The following is a 22,933-nucleotide window of genomic DNA, read 5'->3' on the forward strand; positions in this document are numbered from 1 at the left end:
TCATGGCTGGCGGCACTGGTGGGCACGTGTTCCCCGCTCTGGCGGTGGCGCATGTCCTGCGTGCGCGAGATATTGCGGTGTGCTGGCTCGGCACCCGGCGCGGTATCGAGGCCGAACTGGTGCCGGTCAATCGTTTCCCGATCCGTTATATCGAGGTGGCGGGGTTACGCGGTAAGGGGTGGCACAAGCTGATCAGTGCACCCTGGCAGTTGTTGCGGGCACTTTCTCAGGCCATCGCCGTATTGCGCAGCGAGCGGCCGGATGTGGTGCTTGGCTTTGGCGGGTTTGCCTCTGGCCCCGGTGGCCTGGCGGCCAAATTACTGGGTATTCCGCTGGTTATTCACGAGCAGAATGCTGTGGCCGGGACCACCAACCGTTTGCTGGCGAAGGTAGCCAACCGGGTGCTGTCGGCGTTCCCCGATGCCCTGCCTGACGCGGTGTGGACCGGCAATCCGGTGCGGTCCGAGATTGCCGCGCTCGGCGCTCCACAGCAACGAATTGCCCTGTCAGACAGGCCCCGCCATCTTCTGGTGCTGGGCGGTAGTCTCGGTGCGCTGGCCATCAATCAGATTCTGCCGGCGGCGTTGGTTCTGCTACCTGAAGCCCAGCGGCCTGTCGTCCGTCACCAGTGTGGCAGGGACCATGTGGATGCCACTGCTGCGGCCTATGAGCAACAGGGTGTGAATGCCGAGATCGAGCCGTTTATCAAGGATATGGCCGAGGCCTATGGCTGGGCGGACATGGTGGTTTGCAGGGCAGGTGCCCTGACCGTCTCCGAGCTGGCGTCGGCGGGCATCGGTGCCATTCTCATTCCGTACCCCCACGCCATTGACGACCACCAGACCGGCAACGGCCAGTGGCTGGTGGCCGAGGGCGCGGCCGACATGATCCAGCAACAGGACCTGACCGCTGAAAAACTGGCGTCATTGCTGACGGACTGGCTGGCGGATGCCGGCCAGTTGCAACAGCGCGCGCTGAATGCGCGAAAACTGGCCAGACCCGATGTGGCAGAGACCATGGCCGAAATTTGCGAGGAGGTTTGCCGTGGACGCTAAAGGCTTTCATCCCGTACCGGAAATGCGCCGTATCCGCCGTATCCACTTTATTGGTATTGGTGGCAGCGGCATGTGTGGCATCGCCGAAGTATTGCTGAATCAGGGGTACCTGATTTCCGGCTCCGATCTGGCGGACAACAGCAATATTGTCAGACTGCGTCAACTCGGTGTCCAGATTACCCTGGGGCATGCGGCCGAGCATATTGCGGATGCGGATGTGGTGGTGCAGTCCTCCGCGGTGGATGAAGGCAACCCCGAGATTGTCGGTGCGCGGGAACGGCGCATTCCGGTTGTTCGACGCGCGGAAATGCTGGCGGAACTGATGCGCTATCGACACGGCATTGCGGTGGCGGGTACGCACGGTAAAACCACTACCACCAGTTTGCTGGCATCGGTACTGGCCGCCAGTGGCAAGGACCCGACTTTCGTCATCGGCGGGTTGGTGAAGAGCGCGGGAACCAACGCTCGATTGGGGGAGAGCCGCTATCTGGTGGCCGAAGCGGATGAGAGCGATGCCTCTTTTCTTCACCTGCAACCGATGGTGGCCATCGTGACCAATATTGATGCCGACCACATGGAAACCTACGGGTTTGATTTCAACCGGCTCAAGCAGACGTTTGTCGAGTTTTTGCACAACCTGCCGTTTTACGGGTTGGCGGTGCTGTGTATCGATGAGCCGGTGATCCGAGAAATTCTGCCGCTGGTGTCGCGCCCGGTGCTGACCTACGGCTTTGCCGAGGATGCTGATTTCCGCATTGACCAGGTCAGTATTCAACAGAACAACAGCCATTTCGTGATCTATCGGCCCGACCATGCCGAGCCCTTGCCCATCTCCCTGAATATTCCCGGGGAACACAATGTGTTGAACGCAGCGGCAGTGGTGGCTGTCGCCACCGATGAAGGTGTCGACGACCAGGCCATCCAGAGTGGGCTTGCCAATTTCCAGGGGGTGGGTCGACGTTTTGAAATTTACGGCGAATACCCCGTGAGCGGTGGCACAGCCATGCTGGTGGATGACTACGGACATCACCCGAAAGAAGTGGCCGTGACGATCAAAGCCGTGCGTGAAGGTTGGCCCGAGCGGCGTCTGGTCATGGTTTTCCAGCCACACCGCTACACCCGAACCCGCGACCTCTACGAAGACTTTGTACAGGTGCTCTCCGGTTGCGATGTGCTGATCCTGCTGGAGGTTTATCCCGCCGGTGAAGAGGAGATCCCCGGTGCGGACAGCCGCGCCCTGTGTCGCAGTATTCGTCAGCGCGGGCTAGTGGAACCGATCTATGTGAAAGACATTGAAACTGTCGGTGATGTGCTGAAAGACCTGCTCCGCGACGGTGATCTGGTGATGACCCAGGGGGCGGGCAGTGTGGGCAAGTTGGTGAAGCTGCTCGATGATCGACAATTGGTCCAGTGAAACATGACAGAGAGAACGATGGCAGTCAGTGAGGCAATGAAACAGAAATATGGCCGGGTGGGTGTGCTCTACGGGGGCACCTCCGCTGAGCGGGAGATTTCACTGATCTCCGGTAGCTCGGTGATCGCTGCCCTGCAGCGCAGCGGTGTCGACCTGGTGGCCATCGATGTGGGTGCCGACCTGTTGCAGCAATTGCCGCAGCTGTCACTGACGCGGGTGTTGATCATGCTGCACGGGCCGGGTGGTGAAGACGGCTCCCTGCAGGGCGCCCTGCAGTTTCTCGGTCTGCCCTATACCGGTAGCGGCGTATTTGCCTCCGCGCTGGCCATGGACAAATTGCACAGCAAGCAGTTCTGGCAGGGCGTGGGGTTGCCCACGGCAAGATTTTCGGTATTGAACGACAGCACTGACTGGCAGGGAACACTCGATGCCCTGGGCGGAGTGGTGATGGTCAAGCCGTCCCATGAGGGGTCCAGTCTTGGCATGACCCGGGCGGACAGTGCCGCTGAGTTGAAGAAAGCGTGGGTTGAGGCCGCTGCACTGGATAGCAGTGTGATTGCCGAACAGTGGATCAGTGGTGCCGAGTACACCGTGGCGGTGCTCAACGGCGAAGTTTTGCCGCCGATCAAGCTGGAGACCGACCACAGTTTTTACGATTACAACGCCAAATATCTGGCTGATGACACCCGCTATCTATGCCCCTGTGGGCTGGATCAGGACCGGGAGGCCGAACTCAAAGAGTTGGCACTGGCGGCGTTTAACAGCCTCGGCTGCAGTGGCTGGGGTCGGGTCGATGTGATGTGTGATCAGGCCGGTAATTTCCAGCTGCTGGAAGTCAATACAGTCCCGGGCATGACCGACCACAGTCTGGTACCCATGGCGGCGAAGGCGGCGGGCTACAGCTTTGATGAACTGGTATTGAAGATCCTCGACACCTCTCTTTAGCAGCGCTTTGAGGACGAGTGATACAACCTGAACATTTGGCAAGACAACAACGGAGAGACAACGGAGCGATGGCAGGCAAGTTACCAAAAATGGCAGGGGCTAACCGACGGGGCGAGACGAAATCCTGGCGCGAGCACCTGGGCTGGCTGCAACGCGGTCTGTCGCTGCTGCTGCTGAGTGGATTGCTGGTCGGCAGCGGTTGGGGTGCGTGGCTGGTGTTCAACAAAGTTGATGCGCCCATCGGGGTGATCCTGGTGCGGGGGCAATATACCCAGGTGGATCAGGAGCAGATTCAGAAGATGGTTGAGCCGCTATTGAGTGGTGGTTTTATCAGCCTCGACCTGCAAAGGATCCGCGACGGTCTGGAGCAACACCCCTGGATCGAGGAAGCAAGCATCAGTCGCCAGTGGCCGGACAGTCTGGTGATCCGGCTGGTAGAGGAGGTGCCCATAGCCCGCTGGGGCAACAGTGCGTTCCTCAACCATCGCGGGGAGCGGCTGGAAATAGGCGACAACAGCATGCTGTCACACCTGCCGGTGCTGGAAGGCGTTGAACGCAGTGAGCGACAGATGATGCGCTCCTACCGGCAGATGGTGCAGATGCTGCAACCGGCCGAATTGCGTATTGCAGCGTTGAAGCGTGATGCCCGCGATGCCTGGCGGCTGACACTGACCAACGATCTGGAACTGGTGATCGGCCGCGATCAGATAATCGAAAAAATGCGCCGTTTCCTGCTGGTCTGGGATCAGCACCTGAAGACGCGGGCGACAGAGGTTGAACGGGTAGATATTCGTTATGACAACGGTGTCGCGGTGCAGTGGATGAAAAAACCTGCGCAACAGGCGCAACTCAAACAACAGCAATTATCAATGGCATCTGGCGAACCAGAGCAAGTATGAGGTCGAGAATGGCGAACTCAAATGACGAACAACTCATTGTTGGGCTGGATATCGGCACATCAAAAGTCGTGACAATCGTGGGGCTGGCGGGACCCGGTGGCACACTGGAAATCGTCGGTACCGGGCTGCACCCTTCTTCCGGCTTGAAAAAGGGTGTGGTGGTCAACATCGAGTCCACGGTTCATTCCATTCAGCGGGCAATTGAAGAAGCCGAGTTGATGGCGGGGTGCCATATACACTCGGTCTATGTGGGGATCGCCGGCAGTCACATCCGCAGCCTGAATTCCCACGGTATCGTGGCCATTCGAGATCGCGAGGTGCTGCCCCTGGATATTGAACGGGTTATCGACGCGGCGAGGGCCGTGGCGATTCCCGCTGACCAGGAGATCCTCCATGTCCTGCCCCAGGAATTCATTATCGACAATCAGGAAGGTGTTCGCGAACCGCTCGGCATGTCGGGTGTCCGTCTGGAAGCCAAAGTGCATCTGGTGACCTGTGCCGCGAATGCCGCCCAGAACATTAAAAAATGTATTCGGCGCTGTGGTCTGGATGTCGACGACATCATTCTCGAGCAGCTGGCCTCTTCCTACGCTGTGCTCACCGAAGATGAAAAGCAGCTCGGCGTCTGTCTGGTGGACATTGGTGGTGGCACCACGGATATCGCGATTTTCACCGACGGGGCCATTCGTCATACCGGGGTCATTCCCATCGCCGGGGATCAGGTGACCAATGACATTGCCCATGCCCTGCGCACGCCCACTGCGCACGCCGAAGAACTGAAGGTCAAGTATGCCTGTGCGCTGGCCAAGCTGACTGGTCCGGATGAGACCGTCAAGGTGCCCAGTGTCGGCGATCGTGCTCCGCGGGACCTGTCTCGGCAGGCTCTGGCTGAAGTGGTCGAGCCGCGCTACGACGAGCTGTTCACACTGGTGCAGGCGGAGTTGCGTCGCAGCGGTTTTGAAGACCTGGTGGCCGCCGGCGTCGTACTGACCGGGGGCACTTCGAAGATGGAGGGGGTCATCGAACTGGCGGAAGAGATCTTCCACATGCCGGTGCGCGTTGGCTCGCCACACAATATCAAGGGGTTGGCCGACATTGTCGACAACCCGATCTACTCCACTGGCGTCGGACTGCTGCTCTATGGCTTGCAGCAGCAACAGGACGGTACCCGTCCCGTGCGACGCCGGGAGAGCGTCAAGGAAAGTTTTATTGCCCGGCTGAAAAGCTGGTTTCAGGGAAATTTGTAATTTTTTAACGCAGTTATACCAAATGAGGGGTATTTATCATGTTTCAGATCGTGGATAGCGCACCGGATAGCGCAGAAATCAAAGTAATAGGCGTCGGAGGCGGTGGCGGAAACGCTGTCCGTCATATGATGAGCAGCTGTGTGGACGGGGTAGAGTTTATCTGCGCCAATACCGATGCTCAGGCACTCAAGGACCTGGGGCACGCCACCATCCTGCAGTTGGGTAATGGCCTAACCAAGGGACTGGGTGCGGGTGCCAACCCTGAAGTGGGGCGTCATGCTGCCATGGAGGATCGCGAACGCATCGCCGATGTTCTGCAGGGTGCCGATATGGTGTTCATCACAGCTGGCATGGGTGGCGGAACCGGTACCGGTGCTGCGCCCATTGTGGCCGATGTGGCCCGTGAGCTGGGTATTCTGACCGTGGCGGTGGTCACGCGGCCGTTTATGTTCGAGGGCCGCAAGCGCATGGCCATCGCCGAAGAAGGCCTGAAAGAACTGAAAGACCGGGTGGACTCGCTGATCACAGTACCCAATGAGAAATTGCTGCAGGTACTGGGTAAAACCACCAGTCTGCTGGAGGCTTTCAAAGCGGCCAACGATGTGTTGCTGGGTGCTGTGCAGGGGATTGCCGACCTGATTATCCGTCCCGGCATGATCAACGTGGATTTCGCCGATGTGCGCACCGTAATGTCCGAAATGGGGCAGGCGATGATGGGTACCGGCGAAGCCACGGGAGAAGATCGTGCCCGGATCGCCGCTGAAACAGCGATTCACAGCCCCCTTCTGGAAGACATCAACCTGCAGGGTGCCCGCGGCATTCTGGTTAACATCACCGCCGGTCCCGACCTGTCTCTGGGTGAGTTCTCCGATGTGGGTGACACTGTAGAAGCTTTTGCCTCCGATAATGCCACCGTCGTGGTGGGTACAGTGATCGACCCGGAAATGGGTGATCGTCTGCGGGTCACGGTCGTGGCCACTGGTCTGGGGCAGCCCGCACTGGAGCGCAAAGCTCCGTCCAAAGTTATCGACAACGGCCATGTAGCGCCAATTCACATGCGCAAGAGCAGTGGTGAAACCGACTACGATGCCCTGGAAAAACCCACCGTCATCCGGCGCGGGTCCAGTGGTGGCGAGGCGGTGGCACGCAAACTTGACCCCCGTGCCGATGCCGATATGGACTATCTGGATATTCCGGCATTTCTGCGTCGTCAGGCCGACTGACCGCCGTACGTTATCCGGACCCACAAGGTGAACCGCCAGTGACACCCCTCAAATGTCTGGCGGTTTGCTTTATGGAGCTGTGGGCAGAGTTCTGCTAGTATTGCCGACAGTTTTTTGTAATTTTGGCAGGTATTCGTAACGCATGATTCGACAGCGTACTTTGAACAACATGATTCGCGCCACGGGTGTGGGTCTCCACACTGGCGAGAAAGTCTACCTGACCCTCCATCCAGCCCCTGTCAACACCGGCATTATCTTCCGTCGAACCGACCTCGATCCCGTGGTGGAAATTCACGCCAAGGCTGAAAATGTCGGTGAGACCACCCTGTCCACCACCCTGGTGAACGGCGACGTCAAGGTATCCACTGTGGAGCACCTGTTGTCCGCCATGGCCGGCCTCGGTATCGACAACGCCATTATTGATGTCACGGCGCCGGAAGTCCCGATCATGGATGGCAGCGCCGGGCCTTTTGTATTCCTGCTGCAATCTGCGGGTATACGCGAGCAGGAAGAACCGAAACGGTTCATTCGTATCCTGAAGCCGATCACGGTGACTGATGGGGACAAATCGGCATCCCTGCGACCGTTTAACGGGTTCAAAGTGACGTTTTCCATCGATTTTGATCACCCGGTATTTCACAACCGGACCCTTAAGGCCGAAGTGGACTTTTCCACCACCTCCTTTGTAAAAGAAGTCAGCCGGGCCCGCACCTTCGGATTCATGCACGAAATTGAATACCTGCGCTCCATGGGCCTGGCCCGGGGAGGCAGTATGGACAACGCTATTGTCGTGGACGAGTATCAGGTGTTAAATGAGGACGGTCTTCGCTACGAAGACGAATTCGTCAAGCATAAGATACTCGATGCCATTGGTGACCTGTACCTGCTTGGCAACAGCCTGATCGGCGAATTTGTTGCGCACAAATCTGGTCATGGACTGAACAATGCTTCGCTGCGGCAGTTGATTGCGCAGAAAGATGCCTGGGAAATGGTCACCTTCGAAGAGGATGAAGCCGATGTGCCCATCTCCTATATCAAGCCAATGGTCACCGCCTAGCGTGGGCAGTTGTGCAGAACCAAAGAGGGTGACCGTCAACCCGTGAATATCATTTTTATCGGTAACCGCAAGGGAAAAACCTGGACGCTGACCCTGAACAACTGGGCCAAATTCCTGTTGTCCATGTGCCTGCTGGGTTTGCCTGTGTCCGGTGGTATATACCTCGGCATGCAGCTTGGTGAAAGCAAGGTGGATGACCGGCTGATGGACTACATGCAGCAGGAGCTTGCCGAGCAGCAGGCCAATCTCAATGCGGGCCGTGAAGAGGCCAGACAAAAGGTGGCGGCTCTCACCAAAAAACTGGCTGCCCTGCAAACCCGCTTGTTGAGATTAGATGCACTGGGAGCGCGGCTGGCAAGCATTGCCGATCTCGAAGACGGTGAGTTTGATTTCAGTCTGCAACCGGCTATCGGTGGACCAGAACTGGAACCCCTCGCGCTTGAGTACAGCCACACTGAGCTGGACCTCATGTTCGCCCAGCTTCAGTCCCAGGTAGAAAACCGCGAAGGCCAGCTCGGTGTCCTCGAATCACTGATGCTGGACCGCCAGCTTAATGGTCAGAGCCAACCGGCTGGACGGCCGGTGCTGAAAGGTTGGCTGTCCTCCCGCTACGGCAGACGAACTGATCCCTTTAGTGGCCACCGTGCCTGGCATAACGGCATCGATTTTGCCGGCCAGGAGGGTGATCAGATCATTGCGGTTGCCTCTGGTGTGGTTACCCGGGCGGGTCGACACAGCGGCTATGGTGAACTGGTCGAGGTGGATCACGGTGAAGGCTACCTGACACGCTACGCCCACAACCGCGAAAACCTTGTGAAAGCGGGCGATACCGTCAAGCAAGGTGATGTGATTGCCCTGATGGGCAGTAGCGGCCGCTCAACCGGTCCCCACGTTCACTTCGAAGTCTACAAGAATGGTCGTTCGGTCGATCCGGCCAGTTATATCCGGCGCACCATTCGCTAGCGCTCCCATCTGTCCAAACCCCACACCCGCACGTTTTTCAGGGCGCATTGGCGCATCTTGTGATACTGGATTTAATAATGAAACTCTTAAAGAAGCTTCTTGGCACTAAAAATGACCGTGAAATCAAAAAAATGTGGAAGACTGTTCGTCAGATCAACGCATTTGAACCGATTCTTGTGGAGCTCACCGACGATCAGATAAAAGCCAAAACCACCGAGTTCAAACAACGTGTCAGCGAGGGGGAATCTCTCGATCAGCTACTCCCGGAAGCCTTTGCCGTGGTGCGCGAGGCCGCCAGGCGAACCCTCGGGCTGCGCCACTTCGATGTGCAGATGATCGGTGGCCTGACGCTACATCAGGGACGCATTGCGGAAATGGGCACGGGTGAGGGTAAAACGCTGGTGGCGACCCTGCCGGCCTATCTCAATACCCTCGCTGGTGACGCCGTCCATGTGGTTACCGTGAACGAATACCTGGCCCGGCGGGATGCCGAATGGATGTCTCCGGTCTACGAATTTCTCGGTCTGAGTGTGGGCGCGATTATGTCCCAGCAGTTGCCAGAGGACAAAAAACGGGCCTACCAGGCGGACATTACCTACGGTACCAATAACGAATTCGGCTTTGATTATCTGCGCGACAATATGGTGCTGAGGCTCGATGATCGGGTTCAGCGGGGCCAGAAGTTTGCCATCGTGGATGAAGTGGATTCCATCCTGATCGATGAAGCCAGGACGCCACTGATCATCTCCGGTGCGGCCCAGGACAGCTCGGCCTTGTACAAGCGCATGAACAGTATGATGCCGATGCTGAAGCCCCACAGCGATGAAGAACCCGGCGACTTCATCATTGATGAAAAAACCCGCCAGATAGAACTCACCGAAGAAGGCCACAAGAAGATAGAGTCATTGCTTGAAAGTGATGGCTTACTTCAGGCTGGAGATAGCCTCTACAACGCATCCAATTTGGGCATGCTGCACCATGTGCAGTCCGCCCTCAAGGCCCACTACCTATTCCACCGGGATGTCGAGTACATCATTCAGGAGGGCGAGGTCGTCCTGATCGATGAGCACACGGGGCGGACCATGTCGGGCCGGCGTCTCTCCGAGGGTTTGCACCAGGCCATCGAAGCGAAGGAAGGAGTGAAGATCAAGAGCGAGAGCCAGACACTGGCCTCCACCACCTTCCAGAATTACTTCCGTCTCTACGAAAAACTGGCGGGCATGACCGGCACCGCAGATACCGAAGCTTACGAATTTCATCAGATTTACGGCCTTCCGGTGGTGGTCATACCCTCGAATAAACCGCTGGCCCGAAAAGATCTCAATGACCTTATCTACCTCTCCACCGAGGAAAAATACGATGCCGTGGTGGAAGATATCCGCGCCTGTATTGAAAAAAAGGCGCCGGTACTGGTGGGTACAGCTTCCATCGAAACCTCGGAGGCCATGGCGGCCCGCCTTCGGGAAGCGAAAATACCCCATCAGGTTCTGAACGCCAAGCAGCATGAAAAAGAGGCGGTGATTATCGCCCAGGCGGGGCGGCCGGGCGCTGTCACCATTGCCACCAATATGGCAGGTCGCGGCACGGATATCGTGTTGGGGGGCAATCTGGAGGCCGAGATTGCCGAGCTGACTAATCCGGACGAGGCAAAAATTGCAGCAGTCAAAGAAGCCTGGCAGGAGCGTCACGATGCGGTCATTGCCGCCGGTGGTCTGCACATTCTCGGTACCGAGCGCCATGAATCCCGCCGTATTGACAATCAGTTGCGTGGTCGGGCCGGACGTCAGGGCGATCCCGGTGTTACCCGCTTCTATCTATCACTGGAAGACCAGTTGATGCGCCTGTTCGCCTCGGACCGGGTCAAGAACATGATGCGCGCCCTCGGTATGGAGAAAGGCGAAGCCATTGAGCACCGCATGGTGACCGGTGCCATTGAAAAGGCGCAGCGCAAGGTCGAAGGTCGCAACTTTGATATCCGGAAAAACCTGCTGGAATACGATGATGTTGCCAACGATCAGCGGCAGGTCATTTATCAGCAGCGCGAAGACCTGCTGTCGGCAGATCATATCGCCGATGTGATCACGAACATCATGGCCGATGTGGTCAATCAGGCGATCGACTATTTTGTGCCGCCCCAGAGTCTCGCTGAACAGTGGGATATCCCCGGACTGGAAGAACACCTCTCCACGGAATTCGGGTTGAAACTGCCGATTCAACAGTGGCTGGATGAGGATTCCCGGCTGCACGAGGAGGGTCTTCGCAACCGTATCCAGCAGGCGATGAGCGAGCGCTATGAGCAAAAAGCTCAGACTATCGGCGAGGATATCCGCACCATTGAACGGCAGGTGATGTTGCAGGTGCTGGATACCCTCTGGAAAGAGCATCTATCGAACATGGATCACCTCCGCCAGGGTATTGGTTTGCGGGCCTACGCGGCAAAAAATCCCAAACAGGAATACAAGCGCGAATCCTTCATGCTGTTCCGGGAAATGCTCGATAATATCAAGCTGGAGACCATCAAGTTTCTCTGTCGCGTCGAAGTTCGCAGTCACGAGGAAATTGAAGCCCTGGAGCGGCAGCAGCGGGAAGCGCAGCAGCGTCAGCAGTTGCAGATGCAGCACGACGAAGTATCGGCGCTGGGTGGGCAATCGCCTGCACAGCAACAGGGAAACCCGGAGCAACCGTTTGTCCGGGAAGGTCGCAAGGTGGGCCGGAATGACCCCTGTCCGTGCGGCAGTGGAAAGAAATACAAACAGTGTCACGGACGTCTGTCGTGAGTGGGTTCAGGCCCTGCGACGTGTGCCCATAGCGAAAATATAAAGAGACAGACATCATGGCAGTTGGCGAAGACTGTTTTCCGATAATGCACCCGGTGCCGGGTTTCCGGCTCGGTACAGCCAGTGCGGGTATCAAAAAGCCCGGCCGCGAGGATCTGGTGCTGATGGCGATTGCGCCGGGTGGACGCGCTGCTGGCGTGTTCACCCAAAACGCCTTTTGCGCAGCACCGGTACAGCTGGCCAAAGCCCATCTTGCCGGAACTGCCACTCGCTACCTGGTGACCAATACCGGCAATGCCAACGCGGGAACGGGTAAGTCAGGCCGTATTAACGCGGCCCGGGTCTGCGAGAAAGTCGCCGAACTCGGTGATGTTGAACCCACTGCGGTATTGCCATTTTCCACCGGGGTGATTGGCGAACCACTGCCGGTGGAAAAAATTCTGGCTGCCCTGCCATACGCCATTGACGCCCTCAGTGAGGACGGCTGGACCAGCGCGGCCAAAAGCATTCTCACTACCGATACCCGCCCCAAAGGCGCCAGCGTCCAGCTGACCCTGGCGGGGCAGTCAATCACCATCACCGGCATTGCCAAGGGCGCCGGGATGATCAAACCGAACATGGCCACCATGCTGGCCTATGTGGCCACCGATGCCCAAATCTCGGCAACCCGTTTGCAGACACTGGTCAGTACGGCCGCAGAATGCTCCTTCAATCGCATAACCGTAGATGGCGATACTTCCACCAACGACGCGGCCATGCTGGTGGCCACCGGAGCATCGAATCTGGATATTGACCGGCTGTCCGCCGAGGAGCAGACCCGTTTTGAGCTGGCGGTGATCGAGGTGTTTATCTCCCTGGCGCAGCAGGTCATCCGGGATGGCGAAGGGGCCACTAAGTTTGTCACCGTGCGTGTCACGGGTGGCGGTGACAGTGCCGAATGTCTGGCGGTGGCTTATACCGTGGCGGAATCGCCGCTGGTGAAAACCGCCCTGTTTGCCTCGGACCCCAACTGGGGGCGGATTCTGGCCGCCATTGGCCGGGCCGGTATTGCCAATCTCAATGTGGACGCCATTCAGGTCTACCTCGACGATGTGCTGATCGCTGAAGACGGCGGACGCGCCGCCAGTTATACCGAGCAACTGGGCCAATCGGTGATGAGCCAAGAAGAAATTACCATCGAAATCCGCCTCAACCGCGGTGAAGCGAGGGAAACTGTCTGGACCACCGACTTTTCCCACGAGTACGTCACCATCAACGCGGAATACCGCACTTGACCCTTCGCATTCATGTGGCGGCGGCGGTGATTCTGGCGGCAGACCAGCGCATTCTGATTGCCCGACGGCCCGAGCATAAGCATCAGGGTGGGCTGTGGGAATTTCCCGGCGGCAAGGTCGAGCCGGATGAAACCGTGGCGGCCGCCCTGCACCGCGAACTTCAAGAGGAACTGGCGATTTCGGTGCAGTCCGCCGAGCCCTTTATCGAGGTGCAACACGATTACGCCGACAAGGCGGTTCTGCTGGATGTGTGGTGGGTACGGGCATTTTCCGGCCAGCCGCAAGGTAACGAGGGCCAGCCGTTACAATGGGTGACAGTGGCTGAATTGGCGGACTACGCTTTTCCCGCTGCCAATCAGCCGATTATCGATGCACTGCAATCGGCATTACAGCCGAACTGACTGACCGCGCAACCTCCCCAACGCCGGTTAGGCAGGTTGCAGGTCAATGCCGGGTGACACCACCGTTTTCGGCATCTGAATCTGCATCGTCTGGCGGCATGGTCTCATCGCCCGGAATACTGAACTGTTCACTGGCCCAGGCGCCAAAATCCAGCTGTTGACAGCGCTTGCCGCAAAATGGCCGATAGGGTGAGTCCTCTCCCCAGATCACGGATTTTTTGCAGGTGGGGCAGTTTACGGTAAGGGCTTTTGATTCATTCATACTGACATCAGACACTGTTGTTGGAGGGATGGAGCTGTTATTAATTCATTGAAAGTTAAGCCATTATTGACCATACATTACTCGCCATATGCTAATAGCGATAAAGTGAAAGCCCGAATGTTACGGCATATTCACCGATTTATCATCCGGGCTTCTGACACCTCTGTTATGACCGCTCTCGCAGTTTTCTATTGCCCGGTGTGCTGGGCTGCCAACGCCAGATAGCGCTGATGCAGTGCCGCCACGGCCGGCTCCAATGCCGCCAGTGGGCCATCATTATCGATGATGTCATCCGCCCTGCCGAGTCGTCCATAGCGGCTGATCTGGGCATCCATAATGGCGCGAATCTGTGCCTCATCGCCACCGTCACGTTGTATGGCACGGGCCACCTGGGTCGCCTCGCTGACATCCACCACCAATATCCGGTTCACCAATGTATGCTGCGAGGTTTCCAGCAGCAGGGGCGATTCCAGAATAGCGTAAGGGCTGGCGGCATTAGCCAGAGCCTCGTCTATCAGCACTGCAATGGCCGGATGTAACAAGGCTTCCAGCCACTGCCGTTGTTTGGGATCGGCAAACACCGCGCCCCGCAGCCAGGCACGGTTCAGAGAGCCGTTTTCCTTCAGCACCGGGCCCCCAAAATGGGTACGGATTTCCGCCAATGCCGGCGAACCGGGCAGAACGGCCTCGCGCGCCGCCTGATCGGCATCCACCACAGTGATACCGTGCTCTCGAAATAACTGTGCCACGGCACTTTTGCCGCTGCCGATGCCGCCAGTCAGACCTACGGTAAACATGATGGAGTCGCTCACAGGAAAGTTGAAAACCTACTAATTACGGGGGAAAGCATAACCGAGCTAAACATCACCGAACAACGTCCGTCGATGGCATCGCTCAGAACAGCGTCAGGTAACTCGTGATCAGGGTTTCGCCCCAGAGCAGGGCAATCCAGCCAGCCGCTGCCAGGTAGGGGCCGAACGGAATGGGTATCTGCCTGTCCCGCCCCAGCAGAATAACCATCAGCAGGCCCACCACGGCGCCCACCAGCGACGACAGTAAAACGATCAACAGCAATTGTTGCCAGCCCATCCAGGCACCCAGTGCTGCCAGCAGTTTGAAATCCCCGTGGCCCATGCCCTCCTTGCCGGTCACCAGCTTGAACAGCCAGAACACGGACCAGAGACTGAGGTAACCTGCTGCCGCACCAATCACAGCACTGTCCAGCGAGGTGAACAGGCCGTTGACGTTGACCAGCAAACCCAGCCACAGCAGGGGCAGGGTGATGCCATCCGGCAGTATTTGCTCGTTGAAGTCAATGCCGGTAAGCGCCAGCAGACTCCAGCTGAACAGTAATGCCAGCGCGGTGGTCGCCGTCAGACCAAACTGATACACCACCATTACAGTCAGCAGGCCGGAAACCAACTCAACCAGCGGATATTGCAGGGAAATGGCGGCACGACAGTGCGCACAGCGGCCGCGCAGCAGGAGGTAGCTCAACAGTGGGATGTTCTGAATAGCCTTGATCGGGGCACCACATTGCGGACAGTGGGAGGCGGGAAAGACCACATTGAGCGGTTCCGGCACGGCCTCTGAATCCGGTTCGATCTCCAGAAACTCCTGGGAATCCCGGCGCCAAGTGGCTGCCAGTTGCCGGGGCAGGCGGTAAATCACCACATTGATGAAGCTGCCCACCAGCAAGCCCAGTATCAGACTGACAGCCAGCACTGGCGCAACGGATAAACCCAGCATATCGGGCATCAACGGACCTAGATCACCGCGCCAAGTTTGAAGATCGGCAGGTACATGGCAATCAGCAGACCGCCCACCAGAACCCCCAGAACTGCCATAATCATGGGCTCCAGCAATGTGGTCAGGTTATCCACGGCATTGTCGACCGCCTCTTCGTAGAACACGGCAGACTTCTCCAGCATGTCATCCAGCGCACCGGACTCCTCACCGATTGAGGTCATTTGCAGCAACATCACAGGGAATTTGTTGGTTGTTTTGAGGGCCTGGTGAAGCTGAATCCCCGTGGTCACATCGTCCCGAACCTTGTAAATGGCCTCCCGGTAAACCGCATTGCCCGCGGCCCCCGCCACCGACGTGAGCGCATCCACCAGCGGTACCCCGGCGGCAAAGGTGGTGGAGAGCGTGCGGGCGAATCGGGCGATAATGGCCTGGTAGAGAATATTGCCCACCACCGGCACTTTCAGTAGGTATTTATCAATGAACGCATCAAACTTCGTTGAGCGCCGTTTGGCCTCACGGAAGATCAGAAAAAAGGCGACCAGGCTGATTATCCAGATAAACCACCACTCCTGTGCCGTATTCGAAAGGCCCAGCACGAACTGGGTAAACGCGGGCAGGTCGGCCCCGAAGTTACTGAAGGTTTCGGCAAATACCGGCACTACTTTGACCAGCAGTATCCCGGTCACAATCACCGCCACCAGTACAACGGCAATCGGGTAGGTGAGGGCTTTTTTGATTTTGGCTTTCAGGGATTCAGTTTTTTCCTTGTAGGTGGCAATCCGGTCCAGCATGGTTTCCAGCGCACCAGCCTGTTCACCGGCTCCAACCAGGCTGCAAAACAGATCATCAAAGTGTTTGGGGTGTTTGCGCAGGGCGCCCTCCAGGCTGATACCAGAGGAGACGTCATCGCGAATGGTATAAATGATCTCGCGCAGGGATTCTTTATCGGCACCTTCGCCGACCAGATCAAAGCTCTGTACCAGCGGTACACCGGCGCGCATCATGGTGGCCAGCTGACGGGTAAAAATCGCGATATCCTGGGGTTTGACGGGTTTCTGACCTGTGAACAGGGGCTTGGCCTTTTTCTTGACCCGGCTGGCGGCAATGCCCTGCTTGCGGAGCTGGGCCTTCACCATCACTGCGCTACTCGCCTTCAGTTCGCCCTGGATGGGCTTGCCTCTTTTATCCTTTCCCTTGTAGGTATAGACCTGTGCCGTTGTTGCCATGGATTAGTCCTTGGTTACCCGATTAGCCTCTTCCAGGCTGATTATACCTTCGCCCGCACGACGAAGTGCCGACTGGCGCAAAGTTCTGAAGCCTTCTTCGATGGCCGCCTGCTCAATTTCAATCGAATTGCCACCTTCCATAATGAGCCGGGCGATTCTGGGTGTCACTTTCAACACCTCGTAAATCCCCACCCGTCCTTTGTAGCCGTTGGTGCATTTCGGGCAGCCGAACGGGTGAAACAGGGTCAGCTCCTCCAGGGGGCGGCCAATGGTCTTAAAACCCTCATCGATCAGGATATTATGGGGTATATCGTCGGCGGGCTTTTTGCAATGCAAGCAGAGTCGCCTGCCCAACCGCTGGGCAATAATCAGGTTCACCGAGGTGGCCACGTTAAATGCGGGTACGCCCATATTGAGCAGTCGGTTGAGAGTTTCCGGGGCACTGTTGGTGTGAAGGGTGGACAACACCAGGTGACCGGTCTGGGCTGCCTTGATGGCGATTTCGGCGGTATCCAGGTCGCGAATCTCACCCACCATGATTACATCCGGATCCTGCCGCAGGAAAGCCCGTAGCGCCTCCGGGAAAGTGAGTTTCACCTTGTAATTGATCTGTACCTGGTTGATGCCCGGCATGTTGATTTCCACCGGATCTTCGGCCGTGGAGATATTGCGTTCGGTGGTGTTGAGAATATTCAGGCCGGTGTAAAGCGAGACGGTTTTACCACTACCGGTGGGACCGGTCACCAGAATCATGCCCTGGGGTTGGTTCAGCACATCCAGATACATCTGCTTCTGGTCTTCTTCATAGCCGAGGTTTTCAATGCCCACCTGAGCGCTGGTGGGATCAAGAATCCGCAGTACGATTTTCTCGCCGAACTGGGTGGGCAGAGTGTTCACCCGAAAATCGATGGCCCGGTTCTTTGAAATCCGCAGTTTAATCCGGCCATCCTGGGGTACGCGACGCTCGGAAATATCCATTTGTGACATCACCTTCAGACGCGCCGCCAGCCGTGGGGCCAGATTGGCCGGGGGCTTGGTAACTTCGCGAAGAATACCATCGGTCCTGAACCGCACCCGGTAGGTTTTTTCATAGGGTTCAAAGTGAATATCCGAACATCCCTGTTTGATGGCGTCCAGCAGCAGTTTATTGATAAACCGCACAATCGGGGCATCGTCCACATCGGCAGTGTCAATGCCAGTGCCGCCGCCTTTGTTATCCTCGTCGACGGCCTCAATATCCAAGTCATCGAGGTGCACATCATCCATGGTGCCGAGCGCATCGCCCATTTCATGTTCATCCTGCTCATGCAGGTAGGCATCCAGCGCCCGCTCCAGTTTGTCGTGTTCCACCAGCACCAGCTCAACGGACAGGCCGGTCTGAAAGCGCACCTCGCTCACCGCCTGGTGGTTGGTGGGGTCGCTCACTGCCAGAAACAGGCGGTTGGCCCGCTTGAACAGGGGCAGAACCTGGTGCTTGCGAATCAGCTTTTTCTCGACCAGCTCTTTCGGGCTGGACTCGATGTTGTGGGCGGAGAGGTCGTAGAGTGGTGTGCCAAATTCATTGGCCGCAACCGCAGCGATCAGGCTCGGGGCCAACAGGTTATTGTGAGTCAGGTAATGCAACAGGTTGGACTGGTCGCTTTCACATTCTGCCAGTGCCTGCACGGCAATATTTTCTTCCAGCAACTGATCCGTTACCAGACGTTTGGCCAAGCCTTTCAATGTATCGGTTTGTTTCATGGGCGGACAGATACTCAGCGGCTAATAAAGAAGTAGAAGTAGTAGAACCAGCCGTGATGGTAATACAAGGTGACGGCGGGAGCCATAGTCTGGCAATCGGTTGTCAACCCCGTTGGCTGCGGCGCAACCAATTAATGATGGCTGGCGGCTGAATCGCGCCCGCATTCAATGCCTGGTCCCGGATGCCGGTCCGGAAGATCGGTGTAGGTGGAGGGCATTGCCTCAGGCTGAATGCGCCATGACCGCCAGGTCTGGTTATAAACTGACAAAAATTGTCAGTCTGCGGTGAGCGCTAACCCTTGCTAGCCGTCAATCCATTCTTTGGCACGGTAAATGCTAGATATATACCCTGCAATAACGCCAAATGGCATTTAGTGATTTCAAGGGAGAAATACAATGAAGAAAGTACAACAGGGTTTTACCCTTATCGAACTGATGATCGTGGTTGCGATTATTGGTATCTTGGCTGCAGTGGCTCTGCCTGCCTACCAGAACTACGTGGTCAAGGCCAAAATGTCCGAAGTCATCATGGCTACCAGCCAGTGTCGCACTGCAGTATCTGAAACTTATCAAACCGCTAGTGACTCAGCCTCCATGCCCGATTCCGACGGCTGGGGTTGTGGTGAAGGCAGTGGTGAAAACGGCAACGGCATTACCAAATATGTCGCCAGTATTGCGACAAATGCCGATGGGGTGATCACTGTTGAGACTCAAGGCTTTAATGATTCTGATGTTGACGGCGCAACCATTACGCTGACGCCCTATATCGATGACAGCGTTGCCATGACTTCAGCTGACGTGGGCAAGCAGGTGTTCAAATTCAAGTGTGAACCAAGCGATACTGCCATCTTAGGCAAATACATGCCCGGTTCCTGCAAGTAAGGGGTTGCTGGTGTGAGGTGAGTGGGATGGTAGTCCCGTTTCATTCGCCATTATAGTAAGTGAAAACCCTGCCTGGTCCCGATCAGGCAGGGTTTTTTAATGAATGATGATTACCACCAACAGATGTAGATGATAATGACGGATACTCCCGAGACAGAGGCCATCCAGTCCACCAGCCTGGACCAGCAAGCACCTCCACCGCGCCGACCAATTACACTCTATGCCTGGTTGATTCTGGGCTTTCTGGTGGTGGTGCTGGTGGCCAACTTTTATCAGGTGCTGATTGTGGCGCCGGATCAGGTTGATATGAAGGGCTTTTATTATGCGCTGCTGGTCAGCCCCGGCTTCTGGTGGGATCTGGGCTACTTTGTGCTGGCCATGGTGGCCATTCATCTGGCCTGGCTATTTTTACTATGGCTGTCCTCCGCTGGCTGGCTGAGCCTGCCAGCGGTCAGCCCGAAAAACCGCCAGTTGTTGCCGGTATTACTGTTTCTGTTGTCGGCGCTGTTGTTGTTGGTGTGGAGTAACCGGCGCTATCCGCAGATGCAGGGTAGTGGATTTCTGAATCAAAGCCCCTGGTTAATGAGTGACTCGGTATTTGTCGGTCTGCTGGCGATCTTTGCCGTGGCGTTTGTTGTAAGCCTGGGCTTTCTGATTCGGCGCAACGCCCGTGTCTGGGGTTCGGCCTGTGTGTTGGTCGTGGGCGCGTTTGGCGCGATGTACGGGTTGAGCACCACCGCTGGCAATGCGCAATTTAATGGCGGTGTGGTTAATAGTGCTGGGGCCAATGGTGCTGGACCACCCAATATCTTTATTATCGGTATCGATTCCCTGCGCCCGGACCAGACCGGCTATTTTGGCAACACCACCGGTCTAACGCCCAATGTGGACAAATTTCTGCAACAGAGCACCGTGTTTGAAAATGCCTACACGCCCTATGCCAGAACCTTTCCAGCGTGGATGAGTATCCTCACCGGTGCCGAGCCGGTCAACCACAATGGCCGCTACAACCTGACTAACCATAAATATATGGACAAAAATCGCGCCCTGGGACACTGGATGCAGGACAGTGGCTATCGCTCAATTTATGCGATGGACGAGAGACGCTTCAATAACATTGATGAAACCTTCGGCTTCGATGAGGTAGTCGGCCCCGAGTACGGAGCACTCAACTTCATGTTGGGCGGTTTTGATCACCCGCTGGTTAACCTGCTCTGCAATACCGTGGCGGGCAAATGGCTGTTCCCGAATATGTATCTGAACCGGGGGCGCGACATGAACTACGACCCCGAGCGATACAGCCAGGCCATTCTGGATGCTGTGGTCAGCGAGCCGGACAAACCGGTGTTTCTGGCTGCTCACTTTGTATTGCCCCACTGGCCCTGGTTATCACGGGAGTGGGAGCCGCTGGAAGGCGAGCCCTACAGTGAAGACCCCGCTGAGCAGTCGTTTTACCGCTACCGCATGATGCTGAAGCAGGTAGACCGGCAATTCGGTCAGTTTATGGCGGATCTGGAGGCGACCGGTGCGCTGGATAATGCCTACGTGTTTTTTATGTCGGACCATGGTGACGGGTTTGACTTGCCGACCGATGAGTTAACAGCGGCGCGGGACGATGCCATCTTTGAGGTATATACCACCACCCGTGGCCACGCCACTAACCTGCTCAATCTGGGCCAAAGCCGTGTGCTACTGGCGGCGAAAAGTTACGGCAACGACGATTTCGGTCCGGCGCTCCGCGCCGGTAACGGCTCACTGATGGATATTGCTCCGACGATCTCAGAAGTGCTGGACAACCGCTTCGCAGATAAGTCGTTCGATGGCCTATCAATGCTCTCTGCAACTGATACTGAACTGGCAACCCGGCCACTATTTATGGAAACCGGGGTGATTGTCACCGAACTGACCAAGGACGAGATAGATAAAAAACGCCTACTGACCCAGACCGTGGGCATTTACGCCACCGATGCTGCCGGCAAGCTGGTTGTTCGAGATGACTTCCGGGACATGATTATCAGGAGCAAACACCGCGCCGTGGTCAAAGGCGACTGGCAGTTGACTCTGATCCCCAGCATGGGCGAGCACATGGTGCTGATTAACATCCCCGAAAAAAAATGGTGGTCGCTGGACCAGTATGAAGGGGATGCCGACACCGCTGGTATGCTCCGCGATCTATGTGAGCATTATAAGAACGACGTCGGATTTGATGCGGCGGGGGTGTGTGACTCGGTTCGGTAAGAAAGGGTCTGTGCATGGTGAAAACAGAATATTGGACGAACATACTTTTGATGCCCGTCTCTGTCTGGCAACTCACTATTGTTCGCAATGGGTGTCTTGCGTGAAGTTAACCGGATGTATCCCGCTCAGGTTGTTCCAGGGAATGAACCAGGATCTATTCTCAAGTGGTGTCAAGTACTCATCGAATATCCCGCCGAGAATAATTCTGTAGGTGTTAACAATGTTGTACGGACGATCCTTGTAGTTTGAAAATGTCTGGGTGATGGACGCTTTCGTGCTGTAGACCGCAAAAAAAGGCGAAAACCGGTCAGTGAGACAAGTGTTTTCACTGCTGTTCTGATCAAGGTGGGCGCCGCCGCCATGGTCCCCCTGAATGATGATGATTAAATCCTCTGGTGGCGTTTGAAATAACTGTTCAAGTTGGGCCAGCAGTAGTTGATTGGTCACTTTCAGCTTGTTGATGTAGCCCTGTTTATATTGCTCGATTTTTTCCGGTATCAGCCCTGTCGCGTGGTTGCCATCGCCAGTGGTCAGAAACGCCGAAAACTGGTTGGTTGTGTTGCCTTCGTGGTCAAAAATAAAGGGCGGGTGCGGTGACAAAACGTGCTGATACAGGAAAAAAGGTTTTTTTGCCTTCCGATACTGTGAATGGGAGAACGCGTTGACGAGAAGATCTCTGTGTCGGCTGATGGAATCCGATGCCAGTGATTTTTCGAGCCATGGGCCAACGATGGTTCTGAGCGTGTAGTGATAGGTGAAATCGTTGATCAGGTCCCGGCCCGTTTTTGGTTTAAGAAAAACGGCATCTGAGGCGGGTTTGAGGTAGGGATAACCAGAGTCCGTAAAAAGTAGGCTGTAACCAGCGTCTTTCAGTTTGCTGTGCAGAGGTCCCTGCGTTGTGAGTTGACCCCAGCGGCGGCGGGTTGTTTTATTGTTGCCCGAAAATTCATGCGCATCGGTATCCCAGTACCTACCAAGAAAAATTGCGCTGAGTGTTGGTAGAGTCTGGTTATAGGGGCTGTGGGTGTTTTTTAGAACAACAAAGCCCTTGTTTTCAAGTTCTCGGACAAAGCTACTGTTATCGTAGTGATAATTTTCTTTCAGGGAATGCTCTCCGGAGTAGCCGTCCAGAACGATATGAAGTATCGATGGCTTGGAGTCTTGCGCTGCCTGCACATTCAGGTCGTTAAACTCAGACTCTGCACTCTGGTACTCAGCAAATGTATTTTCGGCGACCGGGTTTTTCTGAAAGTCCTGATTGGTAAAAAGCTGGAAGAGCAAATACCCGATCAGATAAAAGCAGAAAATATTTGCAAAAACATTCAGGGTTTCCGGTGGGCGCCAGCGTAAAAGAGCTAGCGCAATGATGGCAGTGGCGAATAGCCAGGCCAGTGAGGCGTTTCCAGTCATGGCAATGCCGCCGAGCGACAACCCGAAGAAAAATGTCAGGACTGCTGCACGATTGCTTGATCCGTAGATTTTTTTCAAAAAAACAAAGATGCAAAAAGAGGCTGTTAAGAGAATGATTTCTATTAGAAAAATATCAATAAAATTAAAAAATTTCGCGTTATCATTCAAAAA

General features: G+C 56.1%; 19 protein-coding genes. 13 read left to right on the forward strand and 6 right to left on the reverse strand.

The features are described 5' to 3' along the window. Positions 1–2: 2 nt before the first annotated feature. The 11 genes from murG (at position 3) to mutT (ending at position 13,255) form a co-directional block, all read left to right on the forward strand. Positions 3–1,055 carry an undecaprenyldiphospho-muramoylpentapeptide beta-N-acetylglucosaminyltransferase gene (gene murG / locus U740_RS04445; protein WP_327078579.1) on the forward strand — a complete coding sequence of 351 codons (1,053 nt, stop codon included), beginning with the start codon at positions 3–5 and terminating at the stop codon, positions 1,053–1,055. Next, complete coding sequence (gene murC, locus U740_RS04450) at positions 1,045–2,469, forward strand: UDP-N-acetylmuramate--L-alanine ligase (protein ID WP_407674696.1); 1,425 nt, start codon at positions 1,045–1,047, stop codon at positions 2,467–2,469. Before murG ends, murC begins: the two co-directional genes overlap by 11 nt. Before the next feature lie 3 nt (positions 2,470–2,472). Continuing rightward, positions 2,473–3,414, forward strand: coding sequence for a D-alanine--D-alanine ligase (locus U740_RS04455; protein WP_200877039.1), 942 nt, complete (start codon positions 2,473–2,475; stop codon positions 3,412–3,414). Positions 3,415–3,482: 68 nt separating this feature from the next. After that, on the forward strand, positions 3,483–4,313 hold the full coding sequence (locus U740_RS04460) for a cell division protein FtsQ/DivIB (RefSeq protein ID WP_051921199.1): 831 nt from the start codon (positions 3,483–3,485) through the stop codon (positions 4,311–4,313). A gap of 8 nt (positions 4,314–4,321) precedes the next feature. Then, complete coding sequence (gene ftsA / locus U740_RS04465) at positions 4,322–5,560, forward strand: cell division protein FtsA (protein WP_036859281.1); 1,239 nt, start codon at positions 4,322–4,324, stop codon at positions 5,558–5,560. A gap of 38 nt (positions 5,561–5,598) precedes the next feature. Continuing rightward, positions 5,599–6,783 (forward strand): cell division protein FtsZ, encoded by a 1,185-nt coding sequence (gene ftsZ, locus U740_RS04470; RefSeq protein WP_036859282.1) that lies wholly within the window; start codon positions 5,599–5,601, stop codon positions 6,781–6,783. Between the two features lie 142 nt (positions 6,784–6,925). After that, positions 6,926–7,840: a UDP-3-O-acyl-N-acetylglucosamine deacetylase gene (gene lpxC / locus U740_RS04475; protein WP_036859284.1), complete on the forward strand. Its 915-nt coding sequence runs from the start codon at positions 6,926–6,928 to the stop codon at positions 7,838–7,840. Positions 7,841–7,882: 42 nt separating this feature from the next. Next, on the forward strand, positions 7,883–8,803 hold the full coding sequence (locus U740_RS04480; protein ID WP_036859286.1) for a M23 family metallopeptidase: 921 nt from the start codon (positions 7,883–7,885) through the stop codon (positions 8,801–8,803). Positions 8,804–8,880: 77 nt separating this feature from the next. Continuing rightward, the gene (gene secA / locus U740_RS04485) at positions 8,881–11,580 is read left to right on the forward strand and encodes a preprotein translocase subunit SecA (protein WP_036859287.1); all 2,700 of its coding nucleotides are present in this window, start codon (positions 8,881–8,883) and stop codon (positions 11,578–11,580) included. A gap of 56 nt (positions 11,581–11,636) precedes the next feature. Then, entirely contained in the window at positions 11,637–12,854 is a 1,218-nt protein-coding gene (gene argJ / locus U740_RS04490; RefSeq protein WP_036859288.1) for a bifunctional glutamate N-acetyltransferase/amino-acid acetyltransferase ArgJ, read from the forward strand. Then, positions 12,851–13,255 carry an 8-oxo-dGTP diphosphatase MutT gene (gene mutT / locus U740_RS04495; RefSeq protein ID WP_081890840.1) on the forward strand — a complete coding sequence of 135 codons (405 nt, stop codon included), beginning with the start codon at positions 12,851–12,853 and terminating at the stop codon, positions 13,253–13,255. The genes argJ and mutT overlap by 4 nt, the downstream gene beginning before the upstream one ends. 43 nt (positions 13,256–13,298) lie before the next feature. Here the strand turns inward: mutT and yacG are convergent, their stop codons facing one another. From yacG to pilB, 5 genes are all read right to left on the reverse strand, one after another. After that, positions 13,299–13,517 carry a DNA gyrase inhibitor YacG gene (gene yacG, locus U740_RS04500; RefSeq protein WP_036859290.1) on the reverse strand — a complete coding sequence of 73 codons (219 nt, stop codon included), beginning with the start codon at positions 13,515–13,517 and terminating at the stop codon, positions 13,299–13,301. A 188-nt stretch (positions 13,518–13,705) separates the two neighbouring features. Next, positions 13,706–14,329 (reverse strand): dephospho-CoA kinase, encoded by a 624-nt coding sequence (gene coaE, locus U740_RS04505; RefSeq protein WP_327078580.1) that lies wholly within the window; start codon positions 14,327–14,329, stop codon positions 13,706–13,708. 82 nt (positions 14,330–14,411) lie between these two features. Continuing rightward, complete coding sequence (locus U740_RS04510; RefSeq protein ID WP_036859293.1) at positions 14,412–15,275, reverse strand: prepilin peptidase; 864 nt, start codon at positions 15,273–15,275, stop codon at positions 14,412–14,414. An 8-nt stretch (positions 15,276–15,283) separates the two neighbouring features. Further along, positions 15,284–16,492, reverse strand: a complete 1,209-nt coding sequence (locus U740_RS04515; protein ID WP_036859294.1) for a type II secretion system F family protein — start codon at positions 16,490–16,492, stop codon at positions 15,284–15,286. A gap of 3 nt (positions 16,493–16,495) precedes the next feature. Beyond that, on the reverse strand, positions 16,496–18,232 hold the full coding sequence (gene pilB / locus U740_RS04520) for a type IV-A pilus assembly ATPase PilB (RefSeq protein ID WP_036859296.1): 1,737 nt from the start codon (positions 18,230–18,232) through the stop codon (positions 16,496–16,498). 396 nt (positions 18,233–18,628) lie between these two features. Between pilB and U740_RS04525 the strand changes: the two genes are divergently transcribed. Both U740_RS04525 and U740_RS04530 read left to right on the forward strand, forming a co-directional pair. Further along, complete coding sequence (locus U740_RS04525; RefSeq protein WP_036859298.1) at positions 18,629–19,114, forward strand: pilin; 486 nt, start codon at positions 18,629–18,631, stop codon at positions 19,112–19,114. 135 nt (positions 19,115–19,249) lie between these two features. Then, the gene (locus U740_RS04530; RefSeq protein ID WP_036859299.1) at positions 19,250–21,352 is read left to right on the forward strand and encodes a sulfatase family protein; all 2,103 of its coding nucleotides are present in this window, start codon (positions 19,250–19,252) and stop codon (positions 21,350–21,352) included. Between the two features lie 75 nt (positions 21,353–21,427). On the opposite strand, the gene U740_RS04535 is transcribed toward U740_RS04530, so the two are convergent. Continuing rightward, a complete protein-coding gene (locus tag U740_RS04535) occupies positions 21,428–22,840 on the reverse strand; it encodes a sulfatase-like hydrolase/transferase (protein ID WP_160172044.1) in 1,413 nt (470 codons plus the stop codon). Between the last annotated feature and the right edge of the window lie 93 nt (positions 22,841–22,933).

Origin of the sequence: Porticoccus hydrocarbonoclasticus MCTG13d (assembly GCF_000744735.1) — a bacterium.
Taxonomy (GTDB): domain Bacteria; phylum Pseudomonadota; class Gammaproteobacteria; order Pseudomonadales; family Porticoccaceae; genus Porticoccus; species Porticoccus hydrocarbonoclasticus.